23 protein-coding genes are annotated in these 23431 nt (G+C 34.7%); 12 read left to right on the top strand and 11 right to left on the bottom strand.

Annotated elements, in window-relative coordinates; genetic code table 11:
• The 6 genes from WC622_RS14070 to pheT all read right to left on the bottom strand — a co-directional run.
• Window positions 1-1014: carboxypeptidase-like regulatory domain-containing protein (locus tag WC622_RS14070; RefSeq protein WP_372820336.1), on the bottom strand; the 1014-nt coding region annotated here is incomplete at its 3' end.
• Window positions 1015-1125: 111 nt separating this feature from the next.
• A complete protein-coding gene (locus tag WC622_RS14065) occupies window positions 1126-1626 on the bottom strand; it encodes a DUF962 domain-containing protein (protein WP_372820335.1) in 501 nt (166 codons plus the stop codon).
• Between the two features lie 145 nt (window positions 1627-1771).
• On the bottom strand, window positions 1772-3334 hold the full coding sequence (gene rny / locus WC622_RS14060) for a ribonuclease Y (protein WP_372820334.1): 1563 nt from the start codon (window positions 3332-3334) through the stop codon (window positions 1772-1774).
• 268 nt (window positions 3335-3602) lie between these two features.
• Window positions 3603-3893 (bottom strand): cell division protein ZapA, encoded by a 291-nt coding sequence (locus WC622_RS14055; RefSeq protein WP_173272232.1) that lies wholly within the window; start codon window positions 3891-3893, stop codon window positions 3603-3605.
• A gap of 31 nt (window positions 3894-3924) precedes the next feature.
• A complete protein-coding gene (locus tag WC622_RS14050) occupies window positions 3925-4215 on the bottom strand; it encodes a hypothetical protein (RefSeq protein WP_372820333.1) in 291 nt (96 codons plus the stop codon).
• Between the two features lie 55 nt (window positions 4216-4270).
• Window positions 4271-6670: a phenylalanine--tRNA ligase subunit beta gene (gene pheT, locus WC622_RS14045; protein WP_372820332.1), complete on the bottom strand. Its 2400-nt coding sequence runs from the start codon at window positions 6668-6670 to the stop codon at window positions 4271-4273.
• 161 nt (window positions 6671-6831) lie between these two features.
• Between pheT and WC622_RS14040 the strand changes: the two genes are divergently transcribed.
• Window positions 6832-7266: a hypothetical protein gene (locus tag WC622_RS14040; protein ID WP_372820331.1), complete on the top strand. Its 435-nt coding sequence runs from the start codon at window positions 6832-6834 to the stop codon at window positions 7264-7266.
• 22 nt (window positions 7267-7288) lie between these two features.
• Here WC622_RS14040 and WC622_RS14035 read toward each other — a convergent pair whose 3' ends face one another.
• The 3 genes from WC622_RS14035 to rpsT form a co-directional block, all read right to left on the bottom strand.
• Window positions 7289-8128: an endonuclease/exonuclease/phosphatase family protein gene (locus WC622_RS14035; RefSeq protein ID WP_372820330.1), complete on the bottom strand. Its 840-nt coding sequence runs from the start codon at window positions 8126-8128 to the stop codon at window positions 7289-7291.
• Between the two features lie 47 nt (window positions 8129-8175).
• A complete protein-coding gene (radC, locus tag WC622_RS14030; protein ID WP_372820329.1) occupies window positions 8176-8874 on the bottom strand; it encodes a DNA repair protein RadC in 699 nt (232 codons plus the stop codon).
• Window positions 8875-9548: 674 nt separating this feature from the next.
• Window positions 9549-9803: a 30S ribosomal protein S20 gene (gene rpsT, locus WC622_RS14025; protein WP_055132277.1), complete on the bottom strand. Its 255-nt coding sequence runs from the start codon at window positions 9801-9803 to the stop codon at window positions 9549-9551.
• A 267-nt stretch (window positions 9804-10070) separates the two neighbouring features.
• Between rpsT and purN the strand changes: the two genes are divergently transcribed.
• The 7 genes from purN to rodA all read left to right on the top strand — a co-directional run bounded on the left by purN (window position 10071) and on the right by rodA (window position 18127).
• Window positions 10071-10649, top strand: coding sequence for a phosphoribosylglycinamide formyltransferase (gene purN / locus WC622_RS14020; protein WP_372820328.1), 579 nt, complete (start codon window positions 10071-10073; stop codon window positions 10647-10649).
• A gap of 178 nt (window positions 10650-10827) precedes the next feature.
• Window positions 10828-12354: a bifunctional phosphoribosylaminoimidazolecarboxamide formyltransferase/IMP cyclohydrolase gene (purH, locus tag WC622_RS14015; RefSeq protein ID WP_372820327.1), complete on the top strand. Its 1527-nt coding sequence runs from the start codon at window positions 10828-10830 to the stop codon at window positions 12352-12354.
• A gap of 86 nt (window positions 12355-12440) precedes the next feature.
• Window positions 12441-13463, top strand: a complete 1023-nt coding sequence (locus WC622_RS14010) for a rod shape-determining protein (RefSeq protein ID WP_173272216.1) — start codon at window positions 12441-12443, stop codon at window positions 13461-13463.
• A gap of 82 nt (window positions 13464-13545) precedes the next feature.
• Complete coding sequence (gene mreC, locus WC622_RS14005) at window positions 13546-14385, top strand: rod shape-determining protein MreC (RefSeq protein WP_372820326.1); 840 nt, start codon at window positions 13546-13548, stop codon at window positions 14383-14385.
• On the top strand, window positions 14375-14890 hold the full coding sequence (locus tag WC622_RS14000; protein WP_372820325.1) for a rod shape-determining protein MreD: 516 nt from the start codon (window positions 14375-14377) through the stop codon (window positions 14888-14890). Before mreC ends, WC622_RS14000 begins: the two co-directional genes overlap by 11 nt.
• Window positions 14890-16881, top strand: a complete 1992-nt coding sequence (gene mrdA / locus WC622_RS13995) for a penicillin-binding protein 2 (protein ID WP_372820324.1) — start codon at window positions 14890-14892, stop codon at window positions 16879-16881. Before WC622_RS14000 ends, mrdA begins: the two co-directional genes overlap by 1 nt.
• The gene (gene rodA, locus WC622_RS13990; RefSeq protein ID WP_372820323.1) at window positions 16865-18127 is read left to right on the top strand and encodes a rod shape-determining protein RodA; all 1263 of its coding nucleotides are present in this window, start codon (window positions 16865-16867) and stop codon (window positions 18125-18127) included. Before mrdA ends, rodA begins: the two co-directional genes overlap by 17 nt.
• On the opposite strand, the gene WC622_RS13985 is transcribed toward rodA, so the two are convergent.
• Entirely contained in the window at window positions 18120-19127 is a 1008-nt protein-coding gene (locus WC622_RS13985) for a hypothetical protein (protein ID WP_372820322.1), read from the bottom strand. The two genes, rodA and WC622_RS13985, sit on opposite strands and share 8 nt — an antisense overlap.
• Before the next feature lie 94 nt (window positions 19128-19221).
• Between WC622_RS13985 and WC622_RS13980 the strand changes: the two genes are divergently transcribed.
• The 3 genes from WC622_RS13980 to WC622_RS13970 all read left to right on the top strand — a co-directional run bounded on the left by WC622_RS13980 (window position 19222) and on the right by WC622_RS13970 (window position 20815).
• The gene (locus WC622_RS13980) at window positions 19222-19797 is read left to right on the top strand and encodes a thymidine kinase (RefSeq protein WP_372820337.1); all 576 of its coding nucleotides are present in this window, start codon (window positions 19222-19224) and stop codon (window positions 19795-19797) included.
• A 95-nt stretch (window positions 19798-19892) separates the two neighbouring features.
• Entirely contained in the window at window positions 19893-20306 is a 414-nt protein-coding gene (locus WC622_RS13975) for a VOC family protein (RefSeq protein ID WP_372820321.1), read from the top strand.
• Between the two features lie 38 nt (window positions 20307-20344).
• Complete coding sequence (locus WC622_RS13970) at window positions 20345-20815, top strand: SRPBCC domain-containing protein (protein ID WP_372820320.1); 471 nt, start codon at window positions 20345-20347, stop codon at window positions 20813-20815.
• 22 nt (window positions 20816-20837) lie between these two features.
• Here WC622_RS13970 and WC622_RS13965 read toward each other — a convergent pair whose 3' ends face one another.
• A complete protein-coding gene (locus tag WC622_RS13965; RefSeq protein WP_372820319.1) occupies window positions 20838-21467 on the bottom strand; it encodes a DUF4870 domain-containing protein in 630 nt (209 codons plus the stop codon).
• Window positions 21468-21820: 353 nt separating this feature from the next.
• Between WC622_RS13965 and WC622_RS13960 the strand changes: the two genes are divergently transcribed.
• The gene (locus WC622_RS13960) at window positions 21821-23206 is read left to right on the top strand and encodes a PAS domain S-box protein (RefSeq protein WP_372820318.1); all 1386 of its coding nucleotides are present in this window, start codon (window positions 21821-21823) and stop codon (window positions 23204-23206) included.
• Window positions 23207-23431: the final 225 nt, after the last annotated feature.

The following is a 23431-nucleotide window of genomic DNA, read 5'->3' as shown; positions in this document are numbered from 1 at the left end:
CCTACCAAGCGTAAACTGATAATTTTGAGTTGGCAAGGCCGAATTGGTATAGATATTAAAATCTTGCGGCAAACTTCTCATTGCTGCAATACTTTGTGCGGTAGTTAAATTTCTATTTACAATTTTACTAGTTGAAGGAAAATTTGCAGGTAAAGCCTTGTCACCATTATCAAAACCTAAATAATCTGTGGCATTTCTTGTACCACTTTTAAAATCCTTAAAAGTAGAAGCGGTGTTGTAACCACCACCAATTCCAAAACTGATAAAATAGTTATTAGGTATATCTTTAGTTACAATTTGAATGGCACCACCTGTAAAATCTGCAGGTAGATCTGGTGTTGCGGTTTTGCTAATTATCAAATTATCAACCAAATTTGAGGGTACAATATCAAAAGAAAAAGCCTTGCGATTAGGCTCTGTACTTGGCAATGCTGCTCCATCTAATGTTGCAGTATTATACCTATCACTTAAACCTCTAATTACAACAAACTTATTATCTTGAATGGTTGCACCACTTACTCTTTTTAAAATATCAGAAGTATTTTTATCTGGTGATTTTTTTATTTGATCACTAGAGATGCCATCTGAAATAACAGCGCTATTTTTTTGTTGTGCGTATAAAGAATTTACAGATTCTTGTTTAAAAGAAGCTGTAATTACAACTTGGTTTAGCGTGTTAGCAGCCGATTCTTCTAAAATAATATTTAGTGATGTTGTTTCTTTGTCTTTAACTTCTACATCCGTAACCAATTTAGACGAATAACCTATATAAGAAACTTCTAGTGTATATTTCCCAGTAGATAATCCACCAATTGTATATTTACCGTCCACATCGGTTCCAATTGCTTTAGTTGTACCTGCAATTTTAACTGCAGCACCAATAAGTGTTTCGCCAGTTTTTTTATCCGATACCGTGCCTACGATTTTTCCTGTTCCTTGAGCGAAAACAGTTGCACTAATAACTACAAATAGTAAGGTTAATAATGCTTTTTTAAGAGTTAATTGTGATTTCAATTTGCCTATTTTTTGTTTAGGCAAAACTATTACCACAATGTTAGCTACATGTTAGCTGTGAATTACTATTCGTTTACCCATAGGTTAACAAATTGTTAAATGCTAAGAGAATTAATATTTTAAGCCTACTTTTTTGCAGATGAAGTGCAATAACCAAATTGGCCCAATTAACAAAAACTTAACATCATCTAAAAATGAAGGCTTTTTCCCTTCTATTTTATGACCGATAAATTGACCGATCCAAGCAAGCACGAAAATAGCAGCGTAAATGCCATATGCAGTTCCACTTCCTAAACCAACAGCTTGTTCTATTTTTACAATAAAAAAGCTCATCAAGCCTACTACCCATATCATTAAGAAAAACAGTACAGGAGAAAGTGTAAAATAGTAATACAAAGAAAAGGCAAGTAGAAAAGATGCCCAGTTAAAAAACGTTTTGTATTGACCTAAAAAACTTAGTTCTGGAAACGGAATTTGCCAAACTAAACCCAATAAGCTAAACACAATTAACGGTACACAAATCCAATGAATGGTTTCATTTGTATGGTTTTGATGACTTTCTGCATATTTATCAAAAAGTACATCTACAGGGCGTTTTTCTATTTGTTCCATTTTGGTAATGATTATAACCGTCATGCTGATCCGATAGCTATCGGATTTACTTCAGTTCCATAACGACAGGTTCATTCTATAAAAATAAAAAAAAGCGACGGGATATCCATCGCTTTTTATTTTTGAAATTATTCTTTTAAAAATTCTATTTAGCAAAAGCTACAGATCTAGTTTCTCTAATTACCGTAACCTTAATCTGACCAGGGTAAGTCATCTCAGTTTGAATACGATTAGAAATATCTGCTGCTAATAATTCTGCTTGTGCATCTGTAATTCTTTCACTTTCTACAATTACACGTAATTCTCTACCTGCTTGTATCGCAAAAGTTTTCTCTACTCCTGGATATGACAACGCTAATTCTTCTAACTCTTTTAAACGTTTAATATAGCTTTCAACCACTTCACGTCTTGCTCCAGGTCTTGCTCCCGAAATCGAGTCACACGCTTGAATAATTGGTGAAATCATAGAAGTCATCTCGATCTCGTCATGGTGAGCTCCAATTGCATTACAGATTTCTGGATGTTCTTTATATTTCTCTGCCAATTGCATACCCAAAATTGCGTGTGGTAATTCAGGATTATCATCAGGCACTTTACCTATATCATGCAATAAACCTGCACGTTTTGCCATCTTAGCGTTTAAGCCTAGTTCTGCTGCCATTGTAGCACAGAAATTAGCTACCTCACGCGAGTGATGTAATAAATTTTGTCCATAAGAAGAACGGTAACGCATACGTCCAACCATTCTAATTAACTCTGGGTGTAAACCGTGAATACCTAAATCGATTACGGTACGCTCGCCAATTTCTACAATCTCATCTTCAATTTGCTTTTTGGTTTTCGCCACTACCTCTTCAATACGGGCTGGGTGTATACGACCATCTGTTACCAAACGGTGCAAAGCCAAACGAGCAATCTCTCTTCTAACTGGATCAAATCCTGATAAAATGATTGCTTCTGGTGTATCGTCTACAATGATTTCAATTCCTGTTGCTGCTTCTAAAGCACGAATATTTCTTCCTTCTCTACCAATTACACGACCTTTAATTTCATCGCTATCAATGTGAAAAATTGATACAGAATTTTCGATTGCAGCTTCTGCAGCAGTACGTTGAATGGTTTGAATAACTACTTTTTTAGCTTCTTTGCTAGCTGTTAATTTAGCTTCATCAACAATATCTTTCACTTGCATCATTGCTTGAGAACGTGCTTCAGATTTCATATTCTCTACCAATTGGTTCTTCGCTTCTTCTGCACTTAAACCCGCAATTGTTTCTAATTGCTGTACATGCTGACTTTTCAAAACATCAACTTCTTCTTGCTTTTTAATGGCAACAGCAGTTTGTTTTTCCAAATTAGCTTTGTGAGTATCTAATTCTTGTTCTTTGCGGTTCATGTTCTCCAACTTCTGGTTAAGCGATTGTTCTTTTTGCTTAACACTATTTTCGCGTTGGTTCACTTCATTATTTCTAGCATTTACTTGCTGCTCGTGTTCGGCTTTCATTTGCAAAAACTTTTCTTTTGCCTCAAGTAATCTATCTTTCTTTAAAATCTCAGCATTGCTTTCTGCATCTTTAAGTATCTTCTTTGCTTTGCTCTGCGCTGCTACTTCCTGCTGTTTTAACAAGTTTCGCAACAGGTATCTGCCAATTACAATACCAACAATTAAGCTGGCAAGTATGCATCCCGTTATTCCTAAAATTTCCATTGTTTTACTTTTGTTTTTAATGGTATGGAGCTATCATAATTTCTTCAGTTGTAACATATTCGAAATTATGATGGTTCCATTTTGTTTTATATAAAAAAACCGTAACTAAATTATTATGTCGCATGCACCTAAATGTTATTTCCAGCAAAGCTGATAATAAATTAATTCAGGAAATATTGAAACATAAAAATTTAGCCACGGCCAAATTTTATTAGCTATTATAGTTTGTTAATGAACTTATTTAGCAAACTAATTATAAAGAACGTTTTTATTTAGCGAAAAACCCGTTTAATAAACTATCTAATTCCTCAACTTTTTCGGCAACTGCAGTATCTTGATTTTGCACCTTATGCTCCGTTCTTAAAACGGCCGTTGCATAATGCAACACCGCCATAGAAAGCAAATCTTGTTTATCTCTAACCGCATAATTTTCTTGGTAGTCTTTTATACGTTCATTAATAATCTTAGCCGCCCGTCTTACAATTTCTTCTTCTTCCATATTCACCTTTAAAGGGTAAATACGGTCGGAAATAGTTATTTTAATCGAGATTTCTCCCATTTTTTAGCTTAGTTTCAATTATTTATGTTACTTATTTTTTAAGTAACACTACACACTTATCAATCTCCCGCACAAATTCGTTAATTTTTTGCTTTATATCAAGTGTCTTTTCACTTGTTCCTTCAATACTCTTTGCTAATTTAAGTACCCTTAACTTCTCATCGAGATCTGTATGCTTTATTTTTGCAGCATTTAACGCTGCTTTTGTCTGTTGATTTTCTAATTTTAATAAATCATTTTCTTCTTGCAAAGCACCACAAAGCTCAATTAAGCGAGCTGTTTTTTGTAATACACTATTTAATTGATCAGCAACCGAAGACATTATTAAAAATTATATTTTTTTTATTTTGTTCTGGATAAAGCCAGAGCCAAACTTTTTATTTTCTTATCTCTGCTTTTGCAGTTTGGGCTAAGTTAACTATAATCTTTTGCATAATGGCATCAATTTGTTTATCGGTTAAAGTTTGCTCTTCATCCTGTAAAGTGAAATTTAATGCATAAGATTTTTTCCCAGCCGGTAATTTATCACCCTGATAAACATCAAATACCTGAACACTCTTAATTAGTTTTTTCTCTGTTTTAAATGCAATTGCTTTCAATTCATCAAAAGTAATTTGCTCATCTACCAACATCGACAAATCCCTTCGTACTGCCGGATATTTTGATACTTCTTTGTTTACAATTTTATTTTTACGAACCGTATCTAATAACAAAGCCCAGTCAAAATCTGCATAAAACACTTCTTTGTCTACATCAGCTTGTTTTCTATCTGATACGGTTGCAGCTCCAAAAGAAACCAATGCTTTATCACCTCTAAAATATTTTAAACCATAGGCGAAGTTTTCATCCTTCACTTCTTCAACTTGATAATTGTTAATACCTAAACGACCAATTATTGCATCAACTGCAGCTTTTAAATTATAAAATGTTGATGGTGTGGTTGCATGATTCCATTGTTCGCTTTGCTTTGCGCCACTAATTAAAATTAATAAACGTGAGCGTTCTACATATTTCGAATCAATGTGATGGTAGGTCTTACCAAATTCATATAGTTTCAAATCTGAATTTTTACGGTTCTGATTATAAGCTACACTTTCTAAAGCAGGTTGCAATAAACTTTGACGCATTACATTTAAATCTGAACTTAACGGATTTAAAATTCGCACAGCTTCATCAGGATTTTTTGAATAAGCTGAACGTGTTAGCGAATTACACCAAATTTCTAAAAACCCATTAGCAGTAAGCATATCGGCAATTAGATTTTGTACATTCTCTTTATTAGGCTTTGCAGTATAGGCCAAAGAAGCATTTACTTTTGTAGGAATATGAATATTGTTATAGCCATAAATGCGTAAAACCTCCTCTATAATATCGCATTCGCGTGTTACATCTACTTTGTAAGCTGGCACTTTTAAACTTAAGTCTTCAGTGGTTTCTTTAACAACTTCAATTCCTAAAGCTAAAATAATTGCTTTAATTTCTTCAGATGGAATATCCTGACCAATTAACTTTACAATATTTGCATAACTTACTTCTACATCAAACGGAGTTGATTTAACAGGATAAATATCAGAAACTGAAGAAGAGATTTCTCCACCAGCTATTTCTTGAATTAATAATGCGGCACGTTTTAATGCAAAAACTGTAATTTCTGGATCAGTACCACGCTCAAATCTGAAAGATGCATCTGTTTTTAGATTATGTCTTTTAGAAGTTTTACGTACAGAAACCGAATTAAAATAAGCGCTCTCTAAGAAAATGTTTGTGGTTTTCTCACTAACGCCAGAAGTTTTTCCTCCAAACACACCAGCAATGCATAACGGTTTTTCAGTATCGCAAATCATTAAATCATCTGCAGAAAGTTTACGTTCTACATCATCTAATGTTATAAAAGGAGTTCCCTCTTGACATTTTTTTACGATAATTCGTTTACCTTTTATTTGATCAGCATCAAATGCATGTAATGGCTGGCCTAATTCGTGCAACACATAATTAGTTACATCAACAATATTATTAATCGGACGGATACCAATAACTTTCAATTTATCTTTTAGCCAATCTGGCGATGATTTTACAGTTACACCTGTAATACTCACACTGCTATAACGTGGACAAGCGGTTGTATCTTCAACCTTAACTTCTATTTTTAAATTCTCATTGCCAGTTTTAAAAGATGAAACGTCTGGGAGTTGATAAGAGGTTCGCAAATAAGCAGCTAAATCTCTAGCTACACCTAAATGTGATGCTGCGTCTGCTCTATTCGGCGTTAAACCAATTTCAAACATAAAATCGTCATCCATCTTGAAATAAGATTTTGCAGGAATTCCAATTTCTGTATTCTCTGGCAAAACCATGATTCCATCGTGAGATACTCCTAACCCAATTTCATCTTCGGCACAAATCATCCCTTCAGAAACTTCTCCACGGATCTTAGATTTATTGATTTTGAAAGGTTCTCCCTCGTTAGGAAAGACTGTTGTACCTACCGTAGCAACTACCACTTTCTGACCAGCAGCAACATTTGGCGCACCGCAAACAATTTGCAAGAATTCGCCAGTACCAACATCAACTTTAGTTACACGTAACCGATCTGCATTAGGGTGCTGGCCACACTCAACTACATGGCCAATTACCAAACCTTCAAGTCCACCAACAATGGGTTGAACTTTTTCTAAACTTTCTACTTCTAACCCAATATCGGTTAAGATTAAAGAAATTTCTTGAGGAGTTTTATCGGTTTGTATAAATTGTTTTAGCCAGCTGTATGATATTTTCATTTTTGGAGTATCAGGTATCAAATAGTGAGTATCAAGACATCACCACTTTATAAATTAAATGCAAAGATATTATTTATAGCTGAAAGGTAAAGCCAGAAAGCAAACAAAATGGCCCTTGTTTTGTATATAGTAAATCAGAAGTTAACTTAACTAATTTAACGATGAAATTCTTCAGCACGCTACTCCTATTCTCTTTGCACTTTTCTATTGCAAATGCACAAGAGATCAATTATCAATCGATAAAAGGTACATGGGAATATGAGAGTCCAAAAAAGAAAAGCAAATTGACTTATAAATTTGATGTAGATAATAAATTTACAAGTATAACAGAGCGTAAAGGAAATGAGGTACAAGTAGATGGAACTTATGAAATTGATAAAAATGGAAATTTAGATCAACTAAAATTAACTACAATTAATAAAGAAAATGGTGCTCATACTCTAATTTTATATCATTTTATCAAATTCGCAGGACCTGATACACTTAGAATACAACGTGTTAATGATAAACAAACGAATTGGTTAAGAGAAACTCGAAGAAATACAATGACTTTTGTGAGGAAGAAAGAAAAAGTTAAAGAAGAAAAGCCCAATTAGTTTTCTAAACCAATTAATCTTATTAAAAAAATAATCTCGCAAAAACAGGTAAATGATCTGAATAATAGCGCTGATCTTTACTATCAGACAATACTGCAAATTTTTGTACTTTAAACGCCTTATTTACAAAGATATAATCAATTTTATCTTTTAAAGGGCTATCCCATTTAAACCCATTAAATGTACCCGTTGGCCCATAAGGTGGTTCAATTGAAATTTCCTTAGCATCTGTTAAAAATGATTTAATTGTTGCAATCGCTTCAGTTTCTGGAGTTACATTTAAATCTCCAGTAAAAACAACGGGTAATGTTGGGGCTATTTCTTGGATTTTCTTTTTAATTAATTTAGCCGATTCAATTCTTGCTTGTACTCCAATGTGATCGTAATGTGTATTAAAAACGATAAATTCTTTTTTATTTGATTTGTCATACAACTTCACCCATGAGCAAACTCTATTTAAAGCTGCATCCCAACCTTTGCTAGGCACATCGGGCGTCAGCGATAACCAAAAAGTTCCACCATCTTTTTTCACAAAACGATTTTTGTTGAAGTATACTGCAGAAAATTCGCCTTTACGTTTACCATCGTCTCTCCCAACCCCAACTACATCAAAATCTGTATTAGCTATTAAATCATCAAATTGCTCTGGCAAAGCTTCCTGAACACACAAAATATCAGCATCGTAAAACTTAACCAATGCTTTAACATTATCTTTCCTGTTCGGCCAAGCGTTAATTCCATCAGAAGCTACATTTAATCTGATATTATAAGAAATGATATTTATTGGCTGATTTTTCTGCGCATTTGTTACCGACACTATCGATAAACATAGTAACAAGAATAGAAATGTTCTTTTCATCATCCCACTAAATTACAAATTGAATATTAAATTAGTATAAAACCTTTGTTTTAAATTAATCCTTCATCAGCCATACTTAAAAAAGAGTGGTCGCTAATAATAAGATGATCATAAACTGTGATTTCTAAAATTTTTCCAGCCTCAATTAGTCGTTTAGTAATTTTAATATCAGCTTCACTAGCAGTTAAATTACCAGAGGGATGATTATGTGCCAACACAATTGATGAGGCATTTTGCTCTATCGCCACTTTAAAAATAATTTTCGGATCTACTACTGTTCCAGCTTGCCCTCCCTTACTAATAAAATGTTTGCCTATAACAAAGTTGGCTCTATTAAGCAACAATACCCAAAATTCTTCATGGGGCAAATCTGTAAGTTCTGGTTTAAGAATAAAATAAACGTCTTTTGAAGAAGTAATTTTTACTGGACCGTCCTCTTCTATTTCTTTTCTACGCCTACCTAATTCTAATGCGGCAACAATAGCAATTGCCTTTGCCTCACCAATCCCTTTAAATTTAGAAAGTTCTTTAACATTTAATTTCGCCAATTTGGCTAAATCATTTTGATAAAAACTGAGTATTCGTTTGCTTAAATCTACGGCAGTTTCAGTTCTACTTCCAGAGCCTATTAAAATTGCTATTAGCTCTGCATCTGTTAATTGTCTTCTGCCTTGCAAAAGCATTTTTTCTCGTGGCCTATCAGCTTCTGCCCAGGCTTTAATACCTAATTTTTGGTCGTAATTGTCCATCCTGTTTTTAAATTTTACTTATTAAATTTTATTAGGGATGGATTGATTGTGATAAATATAGAAATTTAAATGGATCAGGAGTAAAAGTTGGGGCGAGATTAATTATTTCTATTGCAAGAAAATAGAAAGGACTATTTATGAACTGCCCAATAGATAAAACACTAGGCCAGCAGCCGCATTTTCCCTACAAGAAGCTTCTTAAATCAACAGTGAGGCACTCTTGCAAGTAAAAGGGCAATGAATAACAAGAACATTATTTTTTTCTTAAGGTTCGCTTTGTGTTAAGGTAATATTAAAGCCATAATAAATCCGAGTATAGTCCGCATTATTACATAAAGACGCGGACTCTATGCGGACTTAATGCGGACTTAATAGTAAGAAGAATCGAAATTAATGTTAATTTGCTCGCACTACTAAACGAGTTTTAAAAGCATAGCTGAATGAAAGGTGAGCTAGGCAGAAAGCAAAGATTAAATGGCAAACCTTAATGTATTTTCAAGGTCATTTGTAAAAACTGTAAGAGGGCTTTAGGCGAAAATTAAATTCCACAACTTTTTTGCTTCGTCCACTAGCTACTTTTGGCATTGCTCCTCTATAACCTATTAAAATTTTAGGCACAAAAAAAAACGATATCACCAAAGGTAATACCGTTCCAATATCATTAAAAAAGCGAACTATTTTAAACCGTTAACGAATTTCGTTAATTTAGATTTGTTGTTAGCAGCTTTGTTTTTGTGAATTACGTTTTTCTTAGCTAAACGATCTAACATAGAAATTACTTTAGGTAATAACTCAGCACCAGTTTTTTTATCTTCAGCTGCACGTAATCTCTTAATAAAAGTACGTGTAGTTTTTGCCTGGTATCTATTACGTAGACGTTTTGTAGCGTTTGCTCTAATTCTTTTTAAAGACGATTTATGATTTGCCATTATTGTTTAGCCTTTTATATCTTCTGTGTTAACTATTTTTCGGACTGCAAATATAGAGTTAATGTTTTTAAAATGCAAAATGCTTTTGAAAATAATTTTATAATTGATCCTATTAGGTTAAAAACTTGGCTGCCAACAGTAAAATGAACGCTCACGTCACTAGGTTTTCTTGCATTTGAGTTAAAATGACCGACTTAGACATTTAAAATTTGAAAAACTCTTTCTTTAAAAGGGTAAAATGCTATTTTTGAAAAAAACATCAGCTTAGTGAAAAAACGGATCGCAATTTTTGCTTCAGGATCAGGGTCAAATGCCCAAAAATTAATGGAACATTTTAAACGCAACACAGAGGTGGAAGTTGCTTTAGTTTTAACCAATAATCCTGATGCCTATGTTTTACAACGTGCTGATAGTTTTGAAATCCCTTCTCACATTTTTGACAAGCACGAGTTTTATAAAACCGACAATATTATTGATCTATTGAAAAATTTAGACATCGATTTAATTGTATTGGCTGGTTTCTTATGGTTAATCCCTAAAAATATATTGCAAGAATACCCTGGAAGGATAATAAATATTCACCCTGCTATTTTACCAAAATTTGGTGGAAAAGGAATGTATGGAGATTTTGTGCATAAGGCAGTAATGGAAGCTAATGAGCCTGAAGGTGGAATTACTATCCATTATGTGAACGAAAACTATGATGAAGGCGAATATATTTACCAAGCAAAATACCGAATTGATAAAGGCGACAACCTTGAAATGGTTAAATTTAAAGGTCAGCAATTAGAGCATTTACATTACCCAAGAGTGGTTGAGAGTATTATAAAGAAGATTAAAAAGTAAAAATAGTTGGAAAGTTAGAAAGACTGAAAGAGCTAGAAGTCTAGGTTATTTTCCCTTTTACATTTTATGCCAAAGACATCCCTTTGGGACATCTTACATTTATTGCATTTTTCTTTAAAAAACCTCCTGCAAAAACCATCACATTTTCTTACCTTTGCGGCTTAAAATAACACCCTTCATGAGTCAGCAAGTAAAGATCAAAAACGCTTTAATTTCAGTTTATTACAAAGATGGTTTAGCACCTCTTGTTCAATATTTAGCCCAACAAGGCGTAACCCTATTTTCTACAGGTGGTACCGAACAATTTATTAAGGATTTAAACCTCCCAGTAACTGCTGTTGAAGATTTAACTGGTTATCCTTCTATTTTAGGTGGGCGTGTAAAAACTTTACATCCGAAGGTTTTTGGTGGAATTTTAAATCGTAGAAATTTAGCTGGAGACGCAGCGCAAATTGCTCAGTATGAAATTCCAGAAATTGATTTAGTAATCGTAGATCTTTACCCATTTGAAGAAACAGTAAAAGCCGGCGGAACTGATGCAGAAATTATTGAGAAAATAGATATTGGTGGGATTTCTTTAATTCGTGCTGCCGCGAAAAACTTTAACGATGTTGTAATTATCGCATCAAAAGATGATTACGGAAATTTATTAGAAGAATTACAAGCCCAAGATGGCGCTACAACTTTAGGTCAACGTAAATCGTATGCTAAAAAAGCTTTCCATACTTCTTCTCATTACGATACAGCAATTTTCAATTATTTTAATGCAGAAGAACCATTAAATGTTTTCAAACAAAGTGTAAAACAAGCACAAACATTACGCTATGGCGAAAACCCTCATCAACAGGGAACATTTTACGGCAACCTAGATGAAATGTTTACCAAGTTAAACGGTAAAGAATTAAGCTATAATAATTTGGTAGATGTTGATGCAGCTGTAGCTTTAATCGATGAATTTACAGAACCCACTTTTGCTATTTTAAAACATACCAATGCTTGTGGTTTAGCATCAAGAGCTACTGTTTTAGAAGCTTGGAAAGATGCGTTAGCTTGCGATCCAGTTTCTGCTTTTGGAGGCGTTTTAATTACTAACCAAGAAGTTGATTTGGCAACAGCGCAAGAAATAAACAACCTATTTTTCGAAGTTTTAATTGCTCCTTCTTATCAACCAGAAGCTGTAGAATTATTTAAAGCGAAGAAAAACAGAGTGATTTTACAACGTAACGAAGTTGAATTAAGCAAAAAACAATTCAAAACTTTGCTGAATGGTGTAATTGAGCAGGATAAAGATTTAAGCCTTGAGGGTGCCGACCAAATGACTGTTGTTACTGAAAAAGCTCCAAGTGCAGAATCTATTAAAGATTTAATCTTCGCCAATAAAATTGTAAAGCACACCAAATCAAACACCATTGTTTTTGTAAAAGACAATGTGTTAATATCAAGTGGTGTCGGACAAACTTCTAGAGTTGATGCCTTGAAACAAGCAGTTGTGAAAGCAGAAGCGTTTGGATTTAGTTTAAAAGAAGCGGTAATGGCATCAGATGCATTTTTCCCTTTCCCAGATTGTGTTGAGCTAGCTGCTGATGCTGGAATTATTGCTGTTTTACAACCAGGTGGATCAATAAAAGATCAAGATTCTATTAACATGTGTAATCAAAAAGGAATTGCAATGGTTACCACAGGGGTTAGACACTTTAAGCACTAATTATTTAATTCGGAATACAATAAAAAGGTGTATTTTTACATTGTATAAGTACACATTAATTTAATACAATAAAACACCGCATATAAATGGGTTTATTTAATTGGTTTACACAAGAGGTTGCTATAGATTTAGGCACCGCAAACACCCTCATCATACATAACGATAAAGTAGTAGTTGACGAACCTTCGATAGTTGCTTTTGATAGGCAAACAAATAAAATCATTGCAATTGGCCGTCAGGCAATGCAAATGGAAGGTAAAACACACGATAATATTAGAACAGTTAGACCTTTAAAAGATGGTGTAATTGCAGATTTTAATGCTGCAGAAGCTATGATTAAAGGGATGATTCGTATGTTAAACGGTGGTAAAGGATGGATGTTTCCATCATTAAGAATGGTAATTTGTATTCCTAGCGGGATTACCGAAGTTGAAAAACGTGCGGTTAGAGATAGCGCAGAAATTGCTGGAGCAAAAGAAGTATACTTAATTCACGAGCCAATGGCAGCTGCTGTAGGGATTGGAATTGATGTAGAAGAACCAATGGGAAACATGATTATTGATATAGGTGGTGGTACAACTGAAATTGCGGTTATTGCTTTATCTGGTATTGTTTGCGATCAATCAATACGTGTTGCTGGAGATAACTTTGATAGTGATATCGTGAATTATATTCGTCGGCAACACAACATTATGATTGGTGACCGTACTGCTGAGAAAATCAAAATAGAAGTTGGTGCAGCTTTGCCTGAATTGGCAGATCCGCCTGCAGATTTTGCTGTGCAAGGAAGAGATTTAATGACTGGCGTACCAAAACAAATTACGGTTTCATATACTGAGATTGCACATTGTTTAGATAAATCTATCTCAAAAATTGAAGAAGCGATTTTAAAAGCGTTAGAGATTACACCTCCTGAGCTTTCGGCTGATATTTACCAAACTGGTATATATTTAACAGGTGGTGGTGCATTGTTACGTGGTTTGGATAAACGTGTGGCTGCTAAAACGAAATTACCTGTTCACGTTGCCGAAGATCCACTTCGTGCAGTAGTTCGTGGCACCGGTATCGCTTTGAAAAACATTGGTAATTTTAAATTTTTAATGCAATAATAATTCACGGAAAATGGAAGATGTAAAATGGAAGATGTATTAAACCATTTTACATCTTACTTCTTCCATCTTACCTCAAGATATGCGTAACCTTTGGATTTTCATAAGCAGATATAACGCATTCTTCTTTTTCATTATTTTCTTTACGGCTGGTATTATTCTTACGCTAAAAAATAATCTTTTTCAACGTAGTGTTACCTTAAATTCTACAAATGAAGTAGTAGGTAGCGCTTATGAACGCTTAAATGTTTTAAAACGCTATTTAAATTTAGGACAAGTTAACGATAGTCTTGCTATAGAAAATGCTAAACTAAAAACAGAGCTGATTTCCTTAAAAGATATTGACAGTAGTAAAACTATTGTTGTTAAGGACACTGTAAATCAGCAACAGTACACGTTACTTTCAGCTAAAGTGATTAAAAATTCGATTACCCAACGCAACAATATCATCACAATTAATAGAGGTAGTGATGATGGTATTGTAAAAGATATGGCAGTTATTTCGCCAAACAAAGGGGTAGTTGGGTTTATATTAAATGTTTCGCCACATTTGGCTACTATTAGATCGTTATTACACAAAGAGACTTTAATAAGTGTAAATCTTAAAAAGAATAATGCCTTTGGTTCATTAGTTTGGGGCGATGGAAATTTCGATTTCAGAAAGGCTTATGTCAAAGAAATACCAAATCATTTTAAAGTTAATATTGGAGATACAGTTGTCACTTCTGGTGCTGGTGGTTTTCCTAAAGGGATAGAAGTTGGCAAAGTAAGCAAAACGCAAATTAGTACTGGAGACAGCTTTATGACGTTAGAAATTAATCTTTTTAACGATTTTAGCACGTTGCAATATGTTTACATTATAAAAAACCGATTAGCAGAAGAACAAAAAGCTTTAGAAACTCAAACACCAAATGAACAGTAAAACTATTTTCATCAACATATTTAGATGGTTTGTACTTTTATTTGTGCAGGTTTTCCTGCTACGTAATCTTAGTTTTTATAATCTCTCCACTCCTTTTATTTACGTATTATTTATTTTGGTTCTTCCTTTCGGGATACCAAACTTATTACTTTTTATTATCGCCTTTGGCACTGGTTTAACGCTAGATACTTTTTACGATACTTTAGGCGTACATACAACAGCCTGCGTCGCATTGGCTTTTGTACGGATTTTATTTATTTCTGTCAGTGTAAACCGTGATGCATTTGATGAACCTGAGCCCTCACTTGGCAACATGGGTTTTAAATGGTTTTCCATTTATGCCATCCTTTGTATTTTTGTACATCACTTTGTCGTATTCTTTTTAGAAGCATTTAAATTAAGCGAATTCTCTTACACTTTAGGCCGATGTGTTTTAAGTGTTATTTTTACTCTTTTTATAGTTTTATTGGTCGAGTTTATCTTCCATAATAGAAAATCGAATTAATGGATCAATTGTTTAATAGAAAATATATTATTCAAGGTTTATTTGTTTTGATTGCCCTAATCCTTTTGGGCAAGCTTTTTTATATGCAGGTAATTAGCGATAAATATTTTTTAAGCGCTAACAATAATGCACTTCGCAAAATTTATACCTATCCAGCTAGAGGTGTAATTTTAGATCGTAATAACAATGTTTTAGCACAAAATCAGCCAACTTACGATTTATTGGTTACTCCAAATCAAGTAAAACCTTTTGATACCTTATCGCTTTGCAACATCATTGGCATTGACATGGTACAATTTAGGGAAAAGTTTAAAAAAGCAGTTGTACAATCCAGGTATCAAGAATCAATTTTTCAAAAGTTAATATCGGTTGAAACCTATGCCTCCCTTCAAGAAAAAATGTTTAACTATAGAGGGTTTAGTGTTAGAAAAAGAACTATTAGATATTATCCAGATAGTATTGCTAGTCAGTTTTTAGGCTATATGAGGGAAGTTACTCCAACTGATATAGAAAAACATGCTGGCTATTACAAATCAGGTGATTATATCGGGAAAAGTGGCATTGAAAGAGAATATGAAACCGTATTGCGAGGCACAAAAGGTGTAACTAATATGCTTTACAATGCACATAATGTAGCGCAGGGAAGTTATGCAAATGGAAAATTGGACTCATTAGCTATTTCCGGTGATCAGTTAGTATCCACCCTTGATAGCAGAATACAAAAATTAGGTGAGCAATTATTAGCCAACAAAGTTGGAAGTATTGTTGCAATAGAACCTAGTACTGGAGAAATTTTGGCTTTCGTGAGTAGTCCTGGATATGACCCTAATAAATTGGTTGGAAATAACTTTAGTCCTAACTATAGGGAAATTTACGGCAATCCTAATCGGCCTTTTGTGGTTAGGCCAATACAAGGTGGATATAGTCCAGGTTCTGCTTTCAAACCATTGGATGCTTTAATTGCATTGAGTGAAGGAGTTGTAGACCCAAATACAACATTTAATTGCCCAGGGTATTATATTGCAGGAAATAGAAGATTTAAATGTGAGCACGTTGATGGAAATATTAGTTTACGACGGGGAATAGCTCGTTCTTGTAATACTTATTTCTATAATATTTTCGCAAAGCTGATGACTAAGAATGGTGGTTCTTACGCCAAACAACATAGTACTTATGAGGCATGGCAAAATAAGGTTAGAAAGTTTGGTATTGGTGATACTTTAGGAATTGATTTTCCTGGTGAAAAAGCATATAAACTATTTAGAGCCGCAGATTACGATAAACTACACCGTAGCAAATATTGGGGTAATACTTCTATTATGTCTGTTGCTATTGGACAAGGAGAAATTAATACCACGCCTTTGCAAATGGCTAATATCATGGCAATTATTGCCAATAGAGGCTATTATTTAAAGCCACATGTAGTTAAATCTATCGGAAATGGAAAAAGTATTGATGCCAGATATAAAGAAAAACATTTTGTTGGTATTGACGCTCGTTTTTTTGATCCAGTAATTGACGGTATGGAAGATGCCGTAAACCAATCATGGGGCACAGCCACCGAATCTAGATTACAGAATATCATTATGTGCGGAAAGACCGGTACAGTTCAAAATAGTCGAGGTAAAAATCACTCTGTATTTATCGGTTTTGCTCCCAGAGATAATCCAAAAATTGCCATTGCAGTAATTGTTGAAAATGGCGGTTATGGAGGTGCATATGCAGCGCCGATTGCAAGTTATCTGACCGAAAAATATTTAACAGATTCACTTTCGGGTAGGAGAATAAATGGCAGTACAATAGAAATGTATAAGGAAGCCAATTTATTACCTGTATTTGTAACCAAACCACTAGTAAAGCCACTTAGTAAACCAGATAGTTCTAAAAAAGCTGATAGTTTGAAGAAGACTTTGCCTACAAAAACAAAAGTTGCTCAAAATCAATTTAATAAGTTAGCTATTAAACCAAAAGGCAATGCAGCATCAAAGTAATCGGTTTTTCTTTAATGTAGATTGGATAACGATATTGATTTACATCGCCTTGTGTGCAATAGGAGTTGCAAATATTTATTCTACAGAATACAATCCTGATAAAACAACTGCTTTTAGTTTTGGTGCGAGTTATGGCAAACAGCTTATATTTGCAGCAACTGGCTTAATTTTAGGCTTATCTATTTTACTTTTCGACGCCAAATTTTTTAGTGTATTTGCTCCAGTAATTTATGGAGTAACTATTTTCCTATTACTGGTGGTATTAGTTGTTGGTAGAAATGTGGGCGGAAATCAAGCCTGGATTCCCATTGGTTCATTTAGACTACAGCCCTCAGAATTTGCTAAATTTGGTACAGCTTTACTCTTAGCAAGGTACATTAGCTCTTTTAACGTTAAGCTTAATTCGTTGAAACCAATTCTTATTTGTGGTGCAATTATTATACTACCAATGGCGCTAATTATGTTGCAACCAGATGCAGGATCTATGTTGGTGTTTTTATCCTTTATGTTTCCATTGTATAGAGAAGGTTTACCTGGTAATTTATTAATTATATTTTGGGGAGCTGTTTTATTATTTATACTGAACCTCTTCGTATCTCCTCTTATACTCATTTCCTCTATTCTACTTATTGGGGCTTTGTTTATTTACACCAATAGAAAGCGGCAACAAAAGATGATTAGTATTGGTGTCATCACACTAATCGCCGTTGCTTATTTATTTGTTGCCAAATTTATGTTCAACAATGTTTTGCAACCGCATCAACGTACTCGTATAGAATTGATACTTGGTTTAGCGAAAGATAATAAGGGTGCTGGCTATAATGTAATTCAGTCTAAAATTGCTATAGGTTCTGGACAAGCTACGGGGAGAGGTTTTTTACAAGGAACACAAACAAAATTAAAATATGTACCAGCACAAAGTACCGATTTTATTTTTTCAACCGTAGGTGAAGAATGGGGATTTGCAGGTTGTTTTGTAGTAATTGGCCTTTATATTTTTTTACTCTTAAGAATTATAAATATTGCAGAGCGACAACGTTCTTCTTTCTCTAGAATTTATGGCTATTGTATAGCCTGCATTCTATTCTTTCACGTATTTATTAATATAGGAATGGCTATTGGCTTAATGCCAGTAATTGGAATTCCGTTGCCATTTATTAGTTACGGAGGATCGTCTTTATGGAGTTTTACGATTTTGTTATTTATTTTCTTAAAACTCGATTCAAATAGAATGGGATTTATTTAAACCGTTGATTTAACAATTCATAAAATTTATCAACCGTTGTTTGCTTCTCTGCCCAATTATTTTTGACAGCATAATTCTTTTTAAAGAAATTATCAGCAGCTTCGAAATTTGGCAACTTGTTAGCCAAATCAATTGCTTCAGCGTAAGCTAAATTATAGCCATTAAACAAATCTTTGATGTAAAGTAACTTATCGTTTAAGTTAATCGCTTGTTTTAAATCTGAAATACCCGTTGTTGCAGTAGAGTTTAAATTAGCAGTAGACCTACTTGCCAACAAATCATTTAATGTTGGTTTATAATTTGGATCTTCAACAGGCTCATTTCTATCAGCGTTAACTTCGGGAGTTGGCGCCTCTTCTAATTCTATATCTTTTGGAGTTATCGGAAAATCATCTTCTTTTCGGACTAAAAATGGTTCAGGACCAATTTCATCTTCATCAGCATCCGTAATTTCTTCTATCGGATCTCTTAATTTTCCTTTTTGTGCTAAAATATATTCTTCTTCCTCACTTAGAGGCCTATCAAAAATTTCATCTATACTTTTCTCTTCAAAATCAAATTTCTCATGTTCTGAGTGATCATTTAAAATAAACTCAAATTTAGAAGGTTCATTATCCAATTTAAAGACCTCTTCTTCTATTTCTGCTAAATCTGGGCTCGGCTTTTCTTCTATTAATGGTTCTGGTTCTACAGTTTGATCTGCAAAAGTTATTTCCTCCATTTGTTGCTCATCTTGAATACCATCTGCTACATTTTCAGTTGCATTTTCAGGAAGTTCTGGATTTTCATCAGCAGGTGCTATGGCAAGAGGAGCTTGCTGGCTAAGGCTTATTTTCTTTATGATTTGAACATGGTCTGCTAGGAAATTTGCATTAGCATGAAAAAGCTCCAATTCTAACTCATTGAGTTGTTGTGGGTTTTGTGCTAAAAATTGATATTGTTCATTCAACTCATTTAATATCAATCCTAATTTCTTAAAAAGATCTTCTTGTTTCATCATAACTGTTTAACGAAAAAATGGGAGATTTATGTTAATAAATGACAATCAAAAGTACTATAAAATTCTTTTATATTTGGCTAAAATACCTTTACAAATGTTATTCAGCGAGCAAAACTTTAGAAGAGGAGAATTTTGTGGAAGCATCGAAGTAATTTGCGGCTCCATGTTCTCAGGCAAAACAGAAGAATTGATTAGACGGCTAAAAAGAGCTCAAATTGCAAAGCTAAATGTAGAGATATTTAAACCCAAAACCGATACACGTTACGATGAAACTGCAGTAGTGTCTCATGATTTAAATTCGATACAATCTACTCCAGTTGATAGTTCTTCGGCTATTTTATTATTAGGCGCCAACACGCAAGTTGTAGGTATAGATGAAGCACAATTTTTCGACGAAGATCTACCTGAAGCGTGTAATAAACTTGCTCTAAAAGGAATTAGAGTAATTATTGCTGGTTTAGATATGGATTTTTTAGGCAAGCCTTTTGGTCCAATGCCTGCCCTATTAGCTATTGCAGAGCATGTTACCAAAGTAAATGCTGTGTGCATGCGATGTGGTAGTCCGGCGGTTTATTCATACCGTACCGTAGCTAATGATGCAAAAATTTTATTAGGAGAAAAGGATAGTTACGAGCCTCGCTGCAGAGCTTGTTACAATGCGCTTGGCTAAAAAGCTGTCGTCTTTACACCTTTAAAATGTCTGATTACACCTTCCTTTTTGTTTTATAATTGCTGAACTTTAGTTTATAACTAAAATGAAAAATTATGACAAAAGATATTTGGATTAATCTTCCAGTAAAGAACATTAATAAATCAGTCGCTTTCTTTACCCAAATGGGATTTACGCTTAATGAACGTAATCCTATTACCGAAACAATGGCATCTTTTTTTATTGGCGATAGAAAATTAGTACTCATGTTATTTAGAGATGATGTGCTTGCTGGTTTTAGTGGAAACAAAGTTGCTGATACGACTGTTGGTACTGAAGTACTTTTCTCTATCGATGCAGAAAGTCCACAGGAGGTAGATCAAATGCTACAAAAAGCCGAAGATGCTGGTGGTAAAATTTATGCCAATGGCGGAGAAAAAGATGGCTGGATGTATGGCGGCGGTTTTATTGATGTAGATGGACATAGATGGAATGTGCTGTACATGGATTTTAGCAAAATGGGCAAATAACTTCTGACTTATTACATATAACCTAAAACTCTTTTATCATGGAATTTAAAATCGAAATTGATGCGCCTAAAGAAAAAGTTTGGAATGTACTTTGGGGCGAAAAAACATATCCAATGTGGACTGCTGCTTTTGGCGAAGGTTCTCGAGTAGAAACCGATTGGAAAAAAGGAAGCAAAGCCTTATTCTTAGGAGCTGAGAATAGCGGAATGGTTTCTAGAATTGTAGAAAACATACCTTATGACTATATGTCAATTGAACATTTAGGAATGGTAATGAACGGAATTGAAGATCTCGAAAGCGAAGAAGTAAAGAGATGGGCTGGCGCTAAAGAAAATTACACTTTGAAAGATGTAGATGCTAAAACAGAATTACATGTCTTTATGGAAATGGATGACACTGAAGATAATAAAGCAATGATAGAAATGTTTGCAGAAATGTGGCCTAAAGCGCTAGCAAACGTAAAATCATTAGCAGAGCAGGATGAAATTATTCCTCCAGTAGTTGTTTAAGGCATTAAGATGCTGGACTTGTCTATTTCAAAAATCTAATGGCTGGTTTATAAAAAGTATTTTTCGAATGATAACTTCGAAAGGTATTGAATATAATTAAGCAGAAATTATAGGCATATAATAAAATAGGAACAGCTATCAGTAATAGCTCAACGCCTCCCATATTCATTATATTTATTCTCGATAGGCTTCTTAAAACAAAACTTGGGATGCGTATATCAACATTAAAAACCATCACACTAATAAATAAGATATATAAAAACCCAAGTAGGATGCACCAAGTAATTTGGAAATTAATAATCTTCTTACCTGTTTCATCTACATTTTTCACTTTGTCTTTTTTTAATACCCATAAAGCAATCGGTAAAATTAGCCCTAATAAAGGAAAAACTACAAAACTTAATGCTGATAAATTTAGCAAGGTCAAAAAACCTCTATCCTCTTGGTCTATCCATTCAATTAAATCGTTTGGAGTAACATCTAATGCATTTGCTAGTCTCTTAAGCGTATCACCTCGTGGTTCAGTTTCTCCACCTTCAATCCTTTGAATAGTTCTTAAGCTTAATTGCGTTCTTTCAGCTAGTTCTTCTTGGCTATAGCCCTTATTAGTGCGAAGTTGTTTGATTTTTTTGGCAAGTTCTAAATTTATCATCTTTTTAATTTTCGTTGTCACAAATGTATTTTGATTAAATTTAAATTACTTGCGTCTTGTTTACGACATCTTTACGACATACGTGTCAGCGATAAAATTTCCGTTAAATTAGGCTTAAAATCTCATTCAACATTAAAAAATTCTTTAAACGCAAAAAAACCTCAGATTTCTGAGGTTTTAAAGTGGTCAGAAAGATACAAATCTCGAAACACTTCTTCAGCGATTTACGAAAATTAGGGGAACTCAATCTTCATCGAGAAGAATGAGATGGTCACTTTATATCCTTTCAGGATGACAAATAAAAACACTAAATTGCATTGTAGTCACCTAATAAACCATTTAATCTTGAACCTATGGATTTCACTAGTGCTGCATTGGCTTTTATACTCATCATTGGTTTGGTGCACTATTTCCAGGTAAGGAAGCAGTTGCAAAACCTGAAAACCAGTGGAGAGGATTACAAGCGACTTTTCGATAACATCCCTACCCCGATGTATATCTATGACGACCATACATTCCGCTTCTTGGCGGTAAACGATGCCGCTATTGAGCAATATGGCTATAGCCGCGAAGAGTTCCTCCAACTGAGACTAACCGATATCCGCCCCCCTGAGGAAATTCCCGCTCTGATCGAAATACATAAGGAACTGCCCAAAGGCCATTTGAATGCAGGTCGTTGGTTACATATCAACAAGGCAGGGCAACGATTCTATGTTAATGTCTATACGCATTACACCGTATTTGAGGGAAACGGTGCGCGGCAGGTGCTACTTGTCAACATCGATGAAAAGATGCGTGCCGAGCAGATTGTGAACGAAAAATCCGCAGAGCTTGAGAACATCCTCGATAGCATCACTGACGGATTTTATGCACTAAATAGCCACTGGGAAGTCACCTTCATCAATAAAGCGGCAGAACAGGCGCTGTCTTGCTCAAGGGCTGAAATCATGGGCAAAAACCTTTGGGACTTTTTTCCTCGATCACGAGAAGGCCGCTTCTATACTGAATATGAGCGGGCTATGACCGAAAGAGTCAGCGTACATTTTGAAGAACTTTATGCGCCGCTGGGGGTCTGGGGATTAATGAACGTCTATCCGACCAAGAACGGTATCGCAGTCTACTTCGTGGATATTAGCGAACAGAAAAAGATCCAGGAAAAGATCTACAATGATGGCCAGAATCTTCGAGCGATCATCAATAATACCCACGACCTGATCTGGTCGGTAGATAGGCAATCCCAGATCATCACCGGAAACCAAGCATTCTGGGACCGCGTAAAGGAACTGACTGGAAAGAATGAAGATGAGGTGACCAATGATGATTTTGTACAGGATAGGCTCAAAGTTTTTTTCGAAAGTTACGAACGAGCCTTCAAGGGCGAAGCCTTCAGCATTGTCAGGCAACGGGAGATCGAGGGGAAGCAGGTCTACGAGGAATTGAGCTTCAACCCGATCCGTGATCTGCATGATCAAGTCATTGGCGTCAACTGCTTCCTGCGCGACATTACCGAGTCGCAGGAGCACTTGCATAGGATCGAAGACCAAAATAAACGCCTGCGGGAAATCGCCTGGATCCAGTCACATCGCGTCAGAGCGCCGGTAGCCAACATCCTGGGACTTGTCCAACTTTGCGACCCGAATGATTCTCCCAATGCCGAGCTCATTCCCATGATCAAAGCAGCAGCAGAAGGCCTTGACCAAGTGATCAAAGAAATTACTGCATTGACTGACGACCTCTGATTAGTGTAGCAAACAATGAGATATGCTAGGACATCGAACCACTAAAAAGACATAAGATGTTGATTTACAACTATTAAGATAAGTTCCAATAATCAAATAATGATATTTTCACAGAATAGTAGAAACAATAAAGCCCTAACTATTAACTAGTTAGGGCTTTTAAAGTGGTATGGGCCGGGATCGAACCGGCGACACATGGATTTTCAGTCCATTGCTCTACCGACT

Source organism: Pedobacter sp., from assembly GCF_041662865.1.
Taxonomy (GTDB): Bacteria; Bacteroidota; Bacteroidia; order Sphingobacteriales; family Sphingobacteriaceae; genus Pedobacter.
The sequence above is the reverse complement of the archived record's forward strand: the minus strand, read 5'-3'. Positions and strand labels throughout refer to the sequence as shown.